The sequence below is a fragment of the Ornithinimicrobium sp. genome, from assembly GCF_051004135.1.
Lineage (GTDB): Bacteria > Actinomycetota > Actinomycetes > Actinomycetales > Dermatophilaceae > Ornithinicoccus.
Genome location: NZ_JBPCKQ010000195.1, coordinates 1 through 15,070, shown reverse-complemented (window position 1 = coordinate 15,070; position 15,070 = coordinate 1). Strand labels below are relative to the sequence as shown.

13 protein-coding genes are annotated in these 15,070 nt (G+C 70.0%); 7 read left to right on the top strand and 6 right to left on the bottom strand.

Going from position 1 to position 15,070, the window contains the following annotated elements; all coding sequences use genetic code 11:
• Positions 1-209: 209 nt before the first annotated feature.
• The gene (locus ACR2FV_RS13870; protein ID WP_434016287.1) at positions 210-638 is read left to right on the top strand and encodes a hypothetical protein; all 429 of its coding nucleotides are present in this window, start codon (positions 210-212) and stop codon (positions 636-638) included.
• Positions 639-1,615: 977 nt separating this feature from the next.
• On the opposite strand, the gene ACR2FV_RS13865 is transcribed toward ACR2FV_RS13870, so the two are convergent.
• Complete coding sequence (locus ACR2FV_RS13865; RefSeq protein ID WP_434016286.1) at positions 1,616-2,923, bottom strand: M20/M25/M40 family metallo-hydrolase; 1,308 nt, start codon at positions 2,921-2,923, stop codon at positions 1,616-1,618.
• Positions 2,924-3,006: 83 nt separating this feature from the next.
• Here ACR2FV_RS13865 and ACR2FV_RS13860 point away from each other — a divergent pair, with 83 nt between their 5' ends.
• Genes ACR2FV_RS13860 through lat form a run of 4 tightly spaced genes read left to right on the top strand, consistent with a single transcriptional unit; the run spans position 3,007 to position 8,015 of the window.
• The gene (locus ACR2FV_RS13860) at positions 3,007-4,386 is read left to right on the top strand and encodes an aldehyde dehydrogenase family protein (protein ID WP_434016285.1); all 1,380 of its coding nucleotides are present in this window, start codon (positions 3,007-3,009) and stop codon (positions 4,384-4,386) included.
• Between the two features lie 27 nt (positions 4,387-4,413).
• Positions 4,414-4,998, top strand: a complete 585-nt coding sequence (locus ACR2FV_RS13855) for an urease subunit gamma (protein ID WP_434016284.1) — start codon at positions 4,414-4,416, stop codon at positions 4,996-4,998.
• Positions 4,998-6,689 carry an urease subunit alpha gene (locus ACR2FV_RS13850; RefSeq protein WP_434016283.1) on the top strand — a complete coding sequence of 564 codons (1,692 nt, stop codon included), beginning with the start codon at positions 4,998-5,000 and terminating at the stop codon, positions 6,687-6,689. The genes ACR2FV_RS13855 and ACR2FV_RS13850 overlap by 1 nt, the downstream gene beginning before the upstream one ends.
• A 9-nt stretch (positions 6,690-6,698) precedes the next feature.
• On the top strand, positions 6,699-8,015 hold the full coding sequence (gene lat, locus ACR2FV_RS13845) for an L-lysine 6-transaminase (protein WP_434016282.1): 1,317 nt from the start codon (positions 6,699-6,701) through the stop codon (positions 8,013-8,015).
• A gap of 87 nt (positions 8,016-8,102) precedes the next feature.
• Here the strand turns inward: lat and ACR2FV_RS13840 are convergent, their stop codons facing one another.
• From ACR2FV_RS13840 to ACR2FV_RS13825, 4 genes are all read right to left on the bottom strand, one after another.
• A complete protein-coding gene (locus ACR2FV_RS13840) occupies positions 8,103-8,255 on the bottom strand; it encodes a hypothetical protein (protein ID WP_434016281.1) in 153 nt (50 codons plus the stop codon).
• A 912-nt stretch (positions 8,256-9,167) separates the two neighbouring features.
• On the bottom strand, positions 9,168-10,295 hold the full coding sequence (locus ACR2FV_RS13835) for an ABC transporter ATP-binding protein (protein WP_434016280.1): 1,128 nt from the start codon (positions 10,293-10,295) through the stop codon (positions 9,168-9,170).
• On the bottom strand, positions 10,292-11,890 hold the full coding sequence (locus tag ACR2FV_RS13830; protein WP_434016279.1) for an ABC transporter permease: 1,599 nt from the start codon (positions 11,888-11,890) through the stop codon (positions 10,292-10,294). The genes ACR2FV_RS13835 and ACR2FV_RS13830 overlap by 4 nt, the downstream gene beginning before the upstream one ends.
• A gap of 32 nt (positions 11,891-11,922) precedes the next feature.
• A complete protein-coding gene (locus tag ACR2FV_RS13825; RefSeq protein ID WP_434016278.1) occupies positions 11,923-13,029 on the bottom strand; it encodes an iron ABC transporter substrate-binding protein in 1,107 nt (368 codons plus the stop codon).
• Positions 13,030-13,203: 174 nt separating this feature from the next.
• Between ACR2FV_RS13825 and ACR2FV_RS13820 the strand changes: the two genes are divergently transcribed.
• Both ACR2FV_RS13820 and ACR2FV_RS13815 read left to right on the top strand, forming a co-directional pair.
• Positions 13,204-13,434, top strand: coding sequence for a hypothetical protein (locus ACR2FV_RS13820; protein WP_434016277.1), 231 nt, complete (start codon positions 13,204-13,206; stop codon positions 13,432-13,434).
• Positions 13,431-13,832 carry a type II toxin-antitoxin system VapC family toxin gene (locus tag ACR2FV_RS13815; RefSeq protein WP_434016276.1) on the top strand — a complete coding sequence of 134 codons (402 nt, stop codon included), beginning with the start codon at positions 13,431-13,433 and terminating at the stop codon, positions 13,830-13,832. Before ACR2FV_RS13820 ends, ACR2FV_RS13815 begins: the two co-directional genes overlap by 4 nt.
• 415 nt (positions 13,833-14,247) lie before the next feature.
• Here the strand turns inward: ACR2FV_RS13815 and ACR2FV_RS13810 are convergent, their stop codons facing one another.
• Positions 14,248-14,856, bottom strand: a complete 609-nt coding sequence (locus tag ACR2FV_RS13810; RefSeq protein WP_434016275.1) for a transposase — start codon at positions 14,854-14,856, stop codon at positions 14,248-14,250.
• Positions 14,857-15,070: the final 214 nt, after the last annotated feature.

The window sequence follows — 15,070 nt, the reverse complement described above, 5'->3', positions numbered from 1 at the left end:
CTCCTCACCGGGGGCGGGCTCCTCGTCGCCGGCCGAGCACGCCGACACCGCAAGCGGGCCGCCGCCATCTCCAACGCGCCAGCCGGTGCCGCGGCGGAACCACCAAGTTACGACGGTCCCAAGGTTGACCTTGCCCCAGGGGCAAGGTCGTACTGTTCGACACACAACACCCCCGAGCGTCAGGCCAACCACGGAAGGTCATGCTCAAGATGGATCCCACCCTGACCACGCGCCGCAACCTCGCGCGTGGAACCAGCTCCCGATCCGCCGGGCTGCTCGGCATCGCTGGCACCGCCGCATGCACGGTGGCGATGGTGCTGCCAGCGATCGGTCTCGTCGGCGCTGGTGCGGCGGGAGGCATGGCCGGCATGTCGGACGACACCGAAGCTACCCAGGGCGGCTTGATGGGTTTCCTTCTCGAGTCCGGGCCCACAATCCTTCTGATCTCGGTCGCACTGGTCACCCTTGGACTCGCCCTGCGCCGTCCATGGACTGCGGCGCCGTCCCTCGCCGCGGGGGCGGTGCTCTACTGGGGCATGTACGAACAACCCAGCTACCTGGTCATGTACCTCACCCTCGCACTCGGCTTCGCAGCGTGGGCTGCCTTGTACCGAGGGACTCGCAAGTGGGCAGGATGAGTGAGGCGATGTCACCTACGCCGGCGGATTGACCCGACCCGGCGCTAGAGTGGCCGGCTCCTACCTCCTCTGAGCCCGACGTCGCGAATGCAACCCTCCTTGACAATCGTCATCGACGAATGCCAGCGCATCGTCTGGACCGGCTCCCATCTGCTTGCGCCGCAGGCTCACAATCCGTGGGACCCGCCGGGGCGGAGAGGATCTCTCCGGGCCAGGGTCCGTTCGCGGAACGCTCACCGGGACACCGTTGGGACTCGATCCCGTCGGCTCCACGGGCGTCGGGTCGTGCTTAGCTCCCGCTGCCCCCGGATCCCGTAGAGCCCGCCCGGGAAAATGCCCGGTGAAGGCAGGCTAAACGGTACAGTCAGCCACATGGCTCGAATGCTGGTTGGGTACGCCCGCTGCTGTGACTGTCATCGGTAAGTGGCGCTGTTCTGTCAGCGATAAATGACGTGCGCCAATGGAGCAGAGACTCCACTCACACGGCGGGAATCGGCCACGTCATTCCGGCTCCCTTCTGTTGTCAAGTCCCCGGAATCGGCTCCTGGGAGTGTGCGCCGACGCTGGTCGCCGTCAAGGTCGTTCGTCCAGTGGGGCGCTCCACCTTGACGCCTCCGGCGCGTCGGCGCGTTGGCTGAGGAGCCGAGCCCGGACGGGGGTGCGCATGGGTCGTGATGGCCGGTAGCGTCTGGGGTGCGGGTAGGGGAAGTGGCTGATCCGAAGTGTCGATGTGCGGGGCAGCTTGTGGTGATGCAACCGTCGGCCAGCAGCGCGAAGTGCGGGTTGGCGCGAGCCAGGTGGCCGAGAAGGTGCCGTGCTCCCCACGGTCCCAGTCCGGGAGGATCGGCAGATGGGTGGGGACGGGCGGCCCGCCGCGAGGGTCCCCGCTGGCCAGGGTCGCCAAGGGATATCGCTCGATCACGGTGACCATCTGGGCGACCTGACGCGGGCGGAACGCGCGGGGGCACGTGCACGGGCTACTCCTGCACCCCACAGAAGCGCATCGCCGCCAGGGCCAAGCCCTGCGCCGCTGCGGTGAGCTCGCCGATGGGGACGAACTCGTCGATCGCGTGCGCCAAACGCACGTCGCCGGGGCCGTAGACGACCGACGGGATCCCTGCGGCCTGACTGAAGGTGGCCCCGTCGTGCCAGAAGTCGGCTCCGAAGACGCCGGTGGGTCGTCCGAGATCCTGGTTGGTCCTGCTCAGGATGTCGACGACAGGATGGTTCGGCGGACATTCGGCGGGGGGCACGTCGACGGACCACGAGACGGTCGGAGGGTGCGCGGCCAGCCAGGGGTCGGTGGCGGCGTGGCGCACCACCCAGTCGGTGAAGGCCGTCTCCACCCGCGACCCGTAGCCGTCGGCATCTGCCTGGCCGGGGAGATAGGCGAGATGACAGGCGATGTCGACGGAGGCGGCATACGAGACGGGCCATTGACCACCGGTGATGGTCGTCGCCACGACGCTGGCCGGTGGGAGCAGCGGGTGACGACCGCGGGGATCGTCGTGCCAGTGCTGGCGCAGGCGCGACACCGCCTCGAGGACCACAGCCGCCTTCTCCGCGGCGCTGACCGCACCACCCTGGCTCCAGTGCGGTTGGACGGCGGTCACGTGCCCGGACCGGCCCGGCACCCGGACCGTGGGCATGAGGCTGCCGCGGCACGCCACGCCGATGCCCAGGCCGGTGGGCTCGGCGACGATGGCTGCGTCAGCCTGCAACCCGTGGGCGACGGTGGCCACGCCACCGGCACTCGTCGACTCCTCATCGGTCACGGTGCTGACGATGAGGTCACCGCGAAGCCGCACGCCGCACCGGTGCAGCGTCTCGAGGGCGATGAGGATGGCCGCCACGCCACCCTTCATGTCCACCGCGCCTCGGCCGTAGACCCGCCCCTCGCGCACCGTGGCCCGGTAGGGGTCGACGCTCCACATCCCGCGCGGTTCGGCGGAGACCGCATCGATGTGACCGTTGAGCAGCAAGCGAGGCCCGCCTCCCGCACCCGGCACGGTGGCCAGCAGCTGCGGAAAGCCTGCCCAGCTCAGCCCCGCAGGGACCTGTCGGGAGGGCGGTACTTCCTGGGGCGTCGGCTCCCAGGTATCCACGGCAGCTCCAGCTGCTGCGGCACGCTGGCCCACGTAGTGCTGCAGCTTCGCCTCGTCGCGGGCCTGCCCCGCACCCACCCGGGCCGTCGTCTCGAAGCCGATGAGATCAACGGTCGTGCTCACCACCGCCTCCTGGTCGACGGCCTGCAGCACGCGCCGCTCCAGTGCGCTCAGTGTCATGGGACCTCCTGGCGCGAGCATGGCGAAGCAATTGACACAGAGCAACCCTGGTTGCCAATGTGGCATCGGGCGATGGAGGAGGTGTGGCCGTGGACGTGCGCAGCTGCAACCCGGTCACCGGCGAGGTGGTGTACTCCACCCGTGCCGTGACTCGCGGCGAGTTGGACTCGGCGCTGATGACCGCGGTCGACGCCTGGCCCGCGTGGGCTGCCACTCCGGTCGCGCAACGCGCTCAGATCCTGAATGCCTTCGCCGACCTGGTCGACGAGCATCGCGACCGGCTCGCCACCTCGATCACCGCCGAGGTCGGCAAGCGATCGAGCGACTCCGCAGCGGAGGTCGAGTGGACGGCACTTTCAGCACGGTGGTATGCCGAGCACCCACCGGAGGAGGAAGAGTTCGCCGGCGCCCTGATCTGCCGTGTCCCGCTGGGTGTCATCGCAGCCGTGACCCCCTGGAACGTGCCGCTGGTCACCCCCTCATGGAAGTGGCTGCCGGCCCTCATGGCCGGCAACGCCGTCGTGTGGAAGCCCTCCGAGCTGGCCACCGGTATCGCGGTCGAGGCGGCCAGCCTGTTCGAGCAGGCGGGCCTGCCGCCCGGCCTGCTGCAGGTCCTGCCGGGCGGCGCTGACGTCGCTCGATGGCTGTGCGCAGACCCACGGGTCGCCGGGGTGCACTTCACCGGCTCGACCCGCGCCGGTCGAGCACTCAACCAGCTCGTCGCACCCCGCTTCGCCCGGATAGCCCTGGAGATGGGTGGCGTCAATGCAGCGGTCGTCTTCGCCGACGCCGACCTCGAACGAGCCGCCGAGGCGATCATCGCCTCCGCCACCGCCCTGGCCGGGCAGAAATGCACAGCAGTCCGTCGCGTCCTGGTGCACCGCGAAGTCGCCACCGTGCTGACCGATGAGCTGCGGCGCCGGATGGAGAACCTGGTCGTGGGTGCTCCAGGTTGCGACGGCACGGACGTCGGCTCCATGGTCTCGGGGGCGGCTCGGCGCAGCGCTGAGGCCACACTGGACGCGGCCGTGAGTCGCGGGGCGAGCGTGCTCGCGAGGGCCAAGCGCAGCCAGGATGCGACGGCCGAGGCGTACTTCCCCCCCGTACTTCTCGGCGACCTGCCGCTCGGCGACCCGTTGACCACCGAAGAGGTCTTCGCCCCGATCCTGCTCCTAGAGGTCTTCGACGGGCAGGACGTGTGGTCACGAGCCAACATCGGCGGCTACGGCCTGTCCGGTGCCGTCTACACCACAGATCCGACGATGGTCGCTCAGGCCAGACAGCGGCTGTCGGTCGGCGTCCTGGCCGTCAACGGTCGCAGCGATGCAGTGGGGCTCGAACAACCCTTCGGTGGCCGAGGCCTGTCGGGTAACGGCCGGCCCGAAGGCGGATCCTACGCGTACTCGGCGGTGACCGACACCGTCGTCGTCTATGACCACGGCATGCTCCGACACGAGAAGTAGGACAACCCATGACGAAGGAGCGCTCGCTTGTACCTCAACCCCACGGAGAGTGACCGGCTCACCACCTACCTCGCTGCCTCGCTGGCGCGGGAGGCCACGCGTCGCGGCCTGCTGCTGAGCCTGCCTGAGGCTGTGGCCGTCATCGCCGACACGGTCCACTGGGCTGCCCGCTCCGGCGCGAGCTACGAAGAATGCACTCAGGCGGGAGCTTGTGCCCTGACCCAGGACCAGGTCCTGCCAGGGGTCGCGGCGCTGCTCGAGGAGGTGCGGGTGGAACCACTCTTCGACGAGGGGACGCGGCTGGTCGTCATCCGCTGGCCGCTGGGCCGGCCGAGCACCGGGCCCGGCGAGCTTAGCTTTGGCGATCAGCCCCTCCCCTCACGCGAGGCTGCGCGACGCCGGATGACGGTGGTGAACACCTCACCGAGGGTGGTGCGAGTCTCCTCCCATTATCCCTTCCACCTGGTCAATCGCAAGCTGTCCTTCGATCGTCCCGCGACTCGAGGTTGGCGTCTGGACCTGGCAGCCGGTGCGTTCGTGCGGTGGGCGCCGGGTCAGTCCCGGACCGTCGACCTGGTGCCCGCCGACCGGATCGAGAAGGGGATCTCGTGATGGAACGGTCGGCATACGCCGCGCAGTACGGGCCGACCACCGGTGACCAGGTGCGCCTGGCCGACACTGACCTTCGCATCACCGTCGGCGCCGACCACGTCGGCTACGGTGACGAGCCGCTGTTCGGCTTCGGCAAGACGCTACGCAGCCGGGTGTTCCAGAACGACCTGGCTCCTCGGGACAGCGAGCTGGACTTCGCGGTGATCGGTGTCGTGCTCATCGACCCGCTGGCAGGAGTGCTCAAGACCAACCTGGGCATCAAGGACGGCCGAGTAGTGGGCATCGGCCCGATCAACGGCCCCGCAGCTCACGGTCAGGACCTCGTGGTCGGCCCGAACACCTACCCCATCCCCGCCTACGGACTCATCGCCACACCGGGCGGCGTCGACAGCCACGTGCACCTGCCAACTCCCCGGCTCGTTCCATCGGCCCTGTCCGCCGGAGTCACCACCTTGATCACCGCCGGCTTCGAGGAGCCGCCCTACGGCATGCACCGCATGCTGATGGCCTTCGAGGACCTGCCGGTCAACATCGGCCTACAGGCCTGCGCCAGGACGTCTCGCCCCGAGACCAGCGAGGCCGTCATCACCGCCGGCGCCATCGGCCTGAAGGTTCACGAGGACTTCGGTGCCTACCCCGAGCTGATCGACGCAGCGTTGCGATCGGCCGACGCTCACGACATCGCCGTCTGCCTGCACACCGACGGGCTCAATGAGTCAGCCGAGATCGACGACACGCTCGCTGCCATCGCCGGGCGGACCACCCACGCGTATCACGTCGAAGGATCCGCCGGTGGTCATCTGCCCGACAACATGCTGCTGGTGACCGACCCGGCCGTGATCTGCTCGTCCACGACGCCGAGCATCCCCTACGGCCGCTACACCGCGGCCGAGCACGTCGACATGATCCTGGCCGTCCACGGCGGCAACCCCGATCTGGCCCACGACATGCTCGCGGTCCGGGAGCGGGTGCACGAGCGGACGATGGCGGCCGAGGGCCCCTTGCACGACTTCGGGGCCATCAGCATCACCAACAGCGACTCCCAGGGCGTGGGGCGGATGGCCGAGACCATCCGGCGCACCTGGCAGCTGGCCGACGCGATGAAGCGCTGGCGAGCGAGTGCGGGAGCGGACTGGGCGGATGCCGGCTATCCACTGGCCAACCCGCCCGACGACAACCCCCGTATCCTGCAGTACCTGGCGAAGTACACGATCGAGCCGGCCATCGTCCACGGCATCAGCGACGAGGTCGGGTCGCTGATGCCCGGTCGGCTGGCAGACATCGTGCTCTGGCGACCGGGGCTGTTCGGCGTCAAACCGGAGCTGGTGCTGAAGAACGGCTTCGAGGCATGGGGTCCGCTGGGGGACGGAAACGGCTCGATCGAACGCGTGCAACCGGTGACCTACGGCGCTCACTGGGGTGCCACGGGGGCAGCCGGTGCCGCCCTGGGCACGACGTTCGTCTCGCAGGCTTGCCTGGACGCCGGCATCGGCGGGCTTCCGCGCACCCGGCGCCGGCTCTCACCCGTCCACGGCACCCGGGGGCTGACCCGTGCCAACCTGGTCGCCAACCGCTCCAGCCCGCCGATCCAGATCGACCCCACCACCGGGCAGGTGTGGCTGTCCGGGCGAACGCTGGCCAGCCCGCCGGTCGAGCACGTGCCCATGAACCGCACCTATCTGCTGAGCTGAGGCAATCACATGACCAGCACCACCGAAGTGCACGACACCCTGCGCGAGAGCCTGCTGGTCGACGGTTACGACTTCGTCCTGGACCTGGAGCGCAGCCAGGGGTCCCGGCTGCTCGACGCCCGGGACGGCACGCCCTACCTGGACATGTTCTCCTTCTACGGTTCCAACGCCCTCGGGATGAACCATCCGGCCCTGGTCGAGGACGCCGCATTCCGCCACCGGCTGGCCGTCGTCGCGCTGCACAAGCCGACCAGCTCCGGGGTCTACACCACCGACTACGCCGACTTCGTCGCCACCTTCAGGCGCGTGGTCGGCGACCCCCGCCTACCCCACCTGTTCTTCATCGAGGGTGGGGCCTTGGCCGTGGAGAACGCGCTGAAGGTGGCCTTCGACTGGAAGTCGCGGCGCAACGAGGCCGCCGGCCGCTCTGCTGAGCTCGGCAGCCAGGTCATGCACCTGAGCAAGGCATTCCACGGCCGCACCGGATACACCATGTCGCTGACCAACAGCGCTCCCATCAAGGTGGCCCGCTTCCCGCGGTTCGACTGGCCACGCATCCCGGTGCCCGCACTCGCCTTCCCCTACGAGCACGAGCTCGCTGCGGTCGAGACAGCAGAAGCCGAGGCGCTGCGACTGGCCCGGCACGCCTTCGAGAGCAACGCGCACGACGTTGCCGCCTTCATCGCCGAACCCGTCCAGGCCGAAGGCGGAGACAACCACATGCGCCCCGAATTCCTCCAAGCCATGCAGGCGCTGTGCCACGAGCACGACGCCTTGTTCATCCTCGATGAGGTACAGACCGGGTGCGGGTTGACCGGTACCCCTTGGGCCTACCTGCAGCTCGACCTGCAACCGGACATCGTCGCGTTCGGCAAGAAGTTCCACGTCTGCGGAATCATGGCCGGGGAGCGAGTGGACGAGGTGGCCGACAACGCCTTCCACGTGTCCTCCCGCCTGGCCTCCACCTGGGGCGGCAACCTCACCGACATGGTGCGCGCCCGGCGGATGCTGGAGGTGATCGAGGCCGACCGGCTGTTCGAGCGGATCGCACCGCTCGGCGAGGCGTTGCTGAACCGGCTCCTGGCTCTGCAGAGGCAACACCCTGCACGTGTGGCGAACGCTCGGGGCCGCGGACTGATGTGTGCCTTCGACCTTCCAGACCCTGATACGCGCGACACCGTCGTGGACCGAATGTACCGCGACGAGCACGTCATCATCCTCTCCTGCGGCGAGCGCAGCATCCGCTTCCGCCCCGTTCTCACGGTCACCGAGTCCGAGCTCATGAGCGCCTGTGACGCGCTGGACCGGGTCCTCCATCGGCTCTGAACATGCCGACCACGCGATCGGTACCGCGGCAAACCGGTTGACCCGGACCAGATGGCATTGCTGGTCCGACCCTTCCAGTCGCCTGGATCAGGGCTTGGCTACCCAGCTGCCCCCGGCCATGACGCCCACCGGGAGGTGGTCGGCGCCCAGGAGCACGAGATCCGCCTGGCGCCCAGGGCTCAGCCCGCCGACCCGCTCCAGGCCGATGGCGGCTGAAGGGGTGGAGGCGGCACCGTGCATCTAGGAACCTCTCTACACGCACACCTCTGGTTTCTGTGCTTCTGGGGTACACCCGCCCCCCAGACTGTTACGAAATGCTCGACCACCCTGGGTAACGTGCATCTGGGGTCCAGACCCACCTCTTCCGGGCACCGGTTTGGAAGGTCTTGGCGGCCGCGCCTGCGGGTTGCTCACTGACCATCCTTATCGAGCATGTGAAATGGCACGGCTCCCGTGCGCAAATTGCCGTCCGAAACTGCTGCTCTCGTCGAGTTGCGGACGCGCACCTGAGGGAGCCCCAAGCCGTGTTCCGTTGGCGTCTCAGCGGAGACTAGACTCTCACGGCCGGCATGCGCGGCAGGGCAACGGAGTCACCGAGGTGACTATTCGTCTCATTTGGGGATCCGTTACCGGGACACGGAGGCCCGCCTCCCTCCGGTGCCGGACGCACTGACATGCCGAATTGAGGACGGTCGCCTGCGGCAGCATGCCCTACGAAGACTCGCATCAGCATGCGGACGTATCTCGGCGCACTGGGACAGCTGGAGAACTCCCATCCAAACCGACAGGTCACACCCGTTACAGCCGCCACGCCGGTCACAGACCCGCGAACCTGCTGGTCACCGGCCTACACACCGACCTTTCCGGGGCCCTGCCCACGCCCCTGACGGCTCGGTGCAGGCCGCCCGGTTCGCCGACCGGGCGTGGGGGGTCCAGCCGCACCCGGAGGCCGGGGCCGCGATCTTCCGTGGCTGGACCACCGGGGCCCGTCAGGCCCGCAGCCTCGGGAGGACGGCATCGACGTCGTCGCCGTGGCCGAGGAGGTCGAGCGGAGGGCAGCGGAGATGGCGGCGGGTGCGTGGGCGGGGTTCGGCCGGAGGTTCGGCGAGATCGTGACGGGGACGAGCGACCGTCCCGGCGACCGGGCCGGCGTCAGCGGCCGACGGCGGTGACCCCCGGGGCGGATACCTGAACTGCGCCGACGTCGCCGGCGAACGCGGTGCACTCGCCCTCGACCCACACCCGGACCTCGTCCCCGGGGGCCACTGCGGTCGCCGGGTCGTCGATCACCCGGACCATCGCCTGCTGCCCGCGCTCCAGATCCACGGTGATCAGGGCGTCGTGGCCGTGGAAGGCGACCTGGCCCACCCGCCCCGGCACGGCATACCCCGGCGCCACCGGTCCCGGACCGACCCCGTCGGCTCGGGCGATCCGGACCTGCTCGGGCCGGACCAGGGCCAGCGCCGAGCCGTCCAGGTGGGCAGCGGCTGGTCGCAGGCCCAGCGCCCCCAGCGTGCTGTCGCGGCGGAGGATGCCGGCCGGTCCGGTCACCGGCAGCAGCATCGCCTCCCCCACGAACGTCGCCACCCACGGGTCGGCGGGGCGGCGGTAGACCTCGGCGGGCGTGCCGTGCTGCCGGATCGCACCCTCGCGCATCACCGCGACCCGGTCGGCCATCGACAGCGCCTCGCCTTGGTCGTGGGTGACGAGCAGGACGGTCGCGCCGTCGGCGGACAGGGCCCGGCGGACGTCGGCCCGCAGCTCGGTGCGCAGCGCGGCGTCTAGGGCGCTGAACGGCTCGTCGAGCAGGATCAGCGGCGGGTGCGGGGCCAGCGCCCGGGCCACCGCGACCCGCTGCTGCTGGCCGCCGGAGAGCTCGTGCGGCATCCTCCGGTCGAGCCCGTCGAGGCCGACCAGCTCGAGGCACTCCCCGACCCGGGCCGCCTGGTCCCGTCCCCGTCCCCGGCGCAGGCCGTAGCCGACGTTGTCGGCCACCGACAGGTGCGGGAAGAGGGCGCCGTCCTGGGGGACCACCGTGACCTGGCGCCGGTGCGGGGGCAGGTGCACACCGGGCAGCGTCACCACCTTGCCGCCCAGCGAGATCCGGCCGCCGTCGATCCGCTCGAACCCGGCGACGCAGCGCAGCAGGGTGGTCTTGCCGCACCCCGATGGGCCGAGGACCGCGACCAGCTCGCCGGTGTCCAGGGACAGGTCGACGTCGGCCAGGGCGGTGACGTCCTCGAAGCTCTTGCGGACCCCCGCGATCTCGACGGCGGTCATGGCGCTCCTCTCAGCCCGGTGCCGCTCAGGACCCCAGTGTCCCCCGCGCCGGTGTCGTCCCGGTCGGGGGCCCCGGTCCGGGCCCGCGGCCCGGTCCCGGCAAGCACCCCGGTGCGCCGGGCCAGCAGGTAGGTCGGCACCGCCGCCAGCAGCACCAGCAGGAAGGCGTACGGAGCGGCCTCGGCGTACTGCCGGACACCGGTCGCCTGCCACAGCTCGGTGGCCAGGGTCTCCAGCCCGGTGGGGCGCAGCAGCAGGGTCGCCGGGAGCTCCTTCATACAGGTCAGGAAGACCAGGGCCGCACCCGCGCCCACCCCCGGCAGGGTCAGCGGCAGGGTGATCGTGCCGAACACCTGCAGCCGGGTCCGGCCGAGGGACTGGGCCACCTCCTCCAGGCCCGGCGGCGCCTGCCCGGCCGCACCGGCGACCGCGGCCACCCCGAGCGGCAGGAACAGCGTGGCGTAGGCCAGGGCCAGCAGCCAGGTGGTCTGGTAGAACGGCAACGCGACCGTCACCCCGAAGAAGACCAGGGACAGCCCGACCACGATGCCGGGCAGGGAGTGCGCGAGGTATGCCGCCCGCTCCAGGGCCGCGCCCAGTCGGCCGGGGTGGCGGGCCACCAGGATCCCGACGGGCAGGGCGAGAGCCATGGTCAGCACCGTGCCGGCCAGCGACACCGACACCGACCCGGCGGCCGCGGCCAGCACCGCGGGGACGGACTCGGGCCGGGAGACCCCCTCGCCGACCCAGCCCAGCATGGACACCGCGGGCACCCCCAGCGTCGCGAGGGCCACGGCCAGCAGGGCGGCGAAGCCGGCCCAGCGCCATACCCCCAGGTGGGCGAGCTGCACCGGGCGCGAGGTACCCCGGCTGGAGTAGCGGGCCCCGGCCCGGCGGCTGCGGCCCTCGCCGAACAGGATGAGCGCGGTGAGCACCAGCAGGACCGTCGACAGGGTCAGTGCCCCGATCCGGTCGAAGCCGGCGGTGAAGGCGGTGAAGATCGCCCGGGTGAAGGTGTCCACCCGCAGGATGGAGACGGCACCGAAGTCGGCCAGGACGTAGAGCACCGCGAGCAGGGTGCCCCCGGCGACGGCCGGGCGGACCTGCGGCAGGGTGATGGTGAGCAGCGTGGACCACGGTCCCCGGCCCAGCGACCGGGCCATTTCTTCCTGACCCTGGTCGGCGCCGGTCAGGGCCGCGGCGACGGGCAGGTAGACGTAGGGGTAGGTGTAGAGCGTGAGCACGATCGCGGCCGCGGTGAACCCCTCGAACCGGGCCGTGGAGGACCAGAGGTCGGCCACCGAGACCCAGGTGAAGGCGGCGACGTAGCTGGGCACGGCCAGCGGCAAGGCGGCCACGACCGCGAACACGCGGCGCCCGGGGACATCGGTGCGGGTCACCAGGAAGGCACTGCCCACCCCGAGGAGCAGGGCACCGACCGCGACCACGACCCCCAGCCGGATGCTGGTCAGGGTCAGCCCCGCCACCCGCGCCGTGGTGACCCGGTCCCACCAGGGGCCTAGGCCGGCCTCGCCGGTGCGCACCAACAGGTAGGCCAGCGGGATGAGCGCGACCGCGGTGGCCACGAGGGCCACGGCGGTCAGCGCCGGGTGGGGGGGCCGGGAGGTCAGGACAGACCCGCCTCGCTGATCATCTGGACCGTGGTCTGCAGGTCCTCCAGGTCGTTGAGGTCGATGTCGGGCACCTCGAGCTCGGCCAGCGCGGGCAGTCCCTCCTCTGCCTGCACCTCCTCGATCAACGGGTACTCGTGGGTCTGCGTGCGGAAGTACTCCTGACCCTCCGTGCTCAGCAGGTAGTCCACGAGGACCTGGGCGTCGCCGTCCTCCTGCTCACCGACCAGGCCCACCCCCGCGATGTTGACCAGACCCCCGACGTCGCCGCCGGGGAAGAAGTGCAGTGCGGAGTCCAGCTCCTCGGGATCCACCCCCTGCTCCTGGGCCAGCTCGAAGAGGTAGTAGTGGTTGATCAGACCCACGTCGATGACGCCGTCGGTGACGTCGGCGAGGATGTCGCCGTTGCTCTCGCGGACCTGCGGGTCGTTGGCGGCCAGGTCGGCCAGCCACTGCTCGGCCACGTCGTCGCCCTCGATGACCCGCATGGCGGTGACGAAGGACTGGAAGGAGGCGTTGGTCGGCGCGACCCCGACCCGGCCGGACCACTGCGGATCGACCAGCTCGAACACCGACTCCGGCAGCTCCTCGACCTGGACGGCGTCCTGGTTGTAGACCAGGACGCGGGCGCGCCCGGTGACCCCGACCCAGGTGCCCTCGGCCGACCGGTAGGTCTCCGGGACCAGCTCCAGGGTCTCCGGCGGCAGGTCGGCGAGCATGCCCTCGGCCGCGACCTCGCCCAGGGCGCCAGCGTCCTGGGCGAGGAAGACGTCGGCCGGGGAGGCCTCACCCTCCTCCAGCAGCTGCGCGGCCATCTCCGAGGTCCCGGCGTAGCGCACCTCGACCTCGATGCCGGTGTCCTCGGTGAACATGTCCAGGACCGGCTGCACCAACTCCTCGTTGCGTCCGCTGTAGAGGGTCAGCGTGCCGTCACCCTCGGCCGCCGCACCGTCGTCGACGGAGGAGCCGGCGTCGTTGGCCGGGTCGGCGTCGGCGGCGTCGGCCGGTTCCTCCTCTGAACCGCAGGCGGTCAGGCCGAGGGTGAGGGCAGCGGTGGTGGCGACGGCGAGCGCGCGGGCGAGGCGGCCTGGGTTTGCGGTCACTGGGTCTTCTCCAAGTGTCGTGGTTCCTGGTAAGGATGACCTAACCTCAGCACACGGACAGGCCCCTGGCAATTCCCCCACGCCAATGTGTCCTTAATCACCTCAGTGCCCCAACACTAGGGCTGCTGGTGGCCTGTACTGGCGCAGGCCTGCACATGGTGCCATTATGGCACCATGAAGCGGATGAACCTGCGCGATGTGCCCGAGGACGTCTATGACGCCCTGGTCGCGGCGGCCGAGGACAACCGGCAGTCGCTGAGTTCCTTCGTCGTCGATCGACTCGTGGAGGTTGCGCGGGCGGTGCGTGTTGCTGAGTACGTGTCCACCTACCCGGTGCCTCGCGAGACGGGAGTGACGGCCGAGGACGCGGTGGCGGCGGTGCGTGAGGTCCGCGAGGCGTCGTGAGCTTGGCGGTCATCGATGCCTCGGTTCTTGCCGTCTTCTACGCCGCTGACGACTCTCGCCACACGCTCGTGGCCGAGCGCTTGAAAGCGGGGGACGGGCTGTTCGCGCCAGCGCATCTGGATGCGGAGATCGTGTCCGCGTTGCGTGGCATGGCACGGACCAATCCACGCTTGGACCGGGCCGTTCCCGGCGCCCTCGCGCACTTGGCGGACTTTCCGATCCGACGGATGCCATTGGCTCCGTTGCTGGTGCGCATGTGGGAACTGCGCCACAACATCACCGCCTACGACGCGGCGTATGTCGCCTTGGCCGAACGTCTGGACGCCGTGCTGGTCACGTGTGATACCAGGCTCGTCACGGCGAACGGACCCCACTGCACCTTCGACCCGATCACCTGAACCCCGACAGCGATCGCCATAGGGGATCCCCGACCGGGAACAACTCGCTGACCTGCGGCAGCCGGTCAGCCGCGCCTCGTGAAGTTTGGTGAGCGTTGATCATGTAGCCGGTATTGAGGTATAGGCGGTGGGCTGACTGTCGGTCGGCACCGACGCCGGAGTCGAGATGCAAGAGCCGGACGCGGCATCCCAGACGGGCCCGCCCGTAGATACGCGGATGGCCTTCGGCGCGAGATGCTCGCGGCTCGGCAGACCCAGATCCACGAGTAGGCGGGTGAATGCGCCGTTGCTCGATTGAGGGGCCCGGATGTGGCCGTTTTCGGGTGGTGGGCGCGATGGTAGCCGACTGTCGCGTCGGGTGGGCGGGGTTCCACCCCGGGGTCCTTTCGGCTGGTAGGGACGGCGGTGTCCCGGTTTAGCCGGGGCGGGGCAGTTGTTGTAGCTGGGGCAGGACGGTGGCCAGGAGCTGTTCGCCCGGTGGTAGCCGCAGGTAGGTGATGCCGCCGCTGCGAGTCAGCCGGGCCGGGACGCAGATCAGTTCGCGGCGCAGCCGGGTCAGGGTGCGTCTGCCGCGGCCGTTGGCGTAGTCGATGCCGGTGATCTCTTGCAGCCAGGAGGAGATCGCGCAGGCCAGCAGCGCGGCCCACATCCACACGGTGTTGACTCGGTGATCGGCGCTGGGCAGGTGGCGCAGGGCAGCGCCGAGTCTGGCGTCCTTGTTCAGCGCTTCGAGGTCGGTGCGGTGCCGGTACCACCACTTGAGTTCGGCGAGCTGCTCGGCGGTGTTCACGTCCAGGTTGGTCAGGATGAAGGAGTACCCGTACACGTGCTCCAGGCGCCCGTCCAGGGCCAGGGTGAGCTGGTCGCTGGGAATGGTGCGCCGCTTACGGGCTCGCCCGGTGGGGCTCCGTTCGACCGGGATGGCGGTGCGTCGGGCGATGCACTTGACTCCCTGGGTGGGCCAGTCCTTGGGCCGGTAGTCGATCACGGCGACCTCGGTGTCGGCCATCCCGATCGCCGGCACCCACGCATCCTGAGGCACCCCCTTGGCCAGCGCGGATGACCGCGGTGTTGCGTTTGACCCCGATCGCGAACTCCATCTCGGCCTCCAGGCAGGCATGGGCCAGCTCACCGGCGAAGTACCCCGCGTCCCAGCGGGCCCGGACCTGCTCGACGCCGGCGGGCAGGCCAGCCAGGCACCGCTGGAGCAGGTCCACACAGGTAGCCCGCGGGTCATC

Bases quoted from the DNA above. Each gene is read 5' to 3' on its own strand.
- lat (WP_434016282.1), top strand. From the start codon at position 6,699: ATGACCAGCACCACCGAAGTGCACGACACCCTGCGCGAGAGCCTGCTG.
- ACR2FV_RS13820 (WP_434016277.1), top strand. From the start codon at position 13,204: ATGAAGCGGATGAACCTGCGCGATGTGCCCGAGGACGTCTATGACGCC.
- ACR2FV_RS13865 (WP_434016286.1), bottom strand. From the start codon at position 2,923: ATGACACTGAGCGCACTGGAGCGGCGCGTGCTGCAGGCCGTCGACCAG.
- ACR2FV_RS13870 (WP_434016287.1), top strand. From the start codon at position 210: ATGGATCCCACCCTGACCACGCGCCGCAACCTCGCGCGTGGAACCAGC.
- ACR2FV_RS13850 (WP_434016283.1), top strand. From the start codon at position 4,998: ATGGAACGGTCGGCATACGCCGCGCAGTACGGGCCGACCACCGGTGAC.
- ACR2FV_RS13840 (WP_434016281.1), bottom strand. From the start codon at position 8,255: ATGCACGGTGCCGCCTCCACCCCTTCAGCCGCCATCGGCCTGGAGCGG.
- ACR2FV_RS13835 (WP_434016280.1), bottom strand. From the start codon at position 10,295: ATGACCGCCGTCGAGATCGCGGGGGTCCGCAAGAGCTTCGAGGACGTC.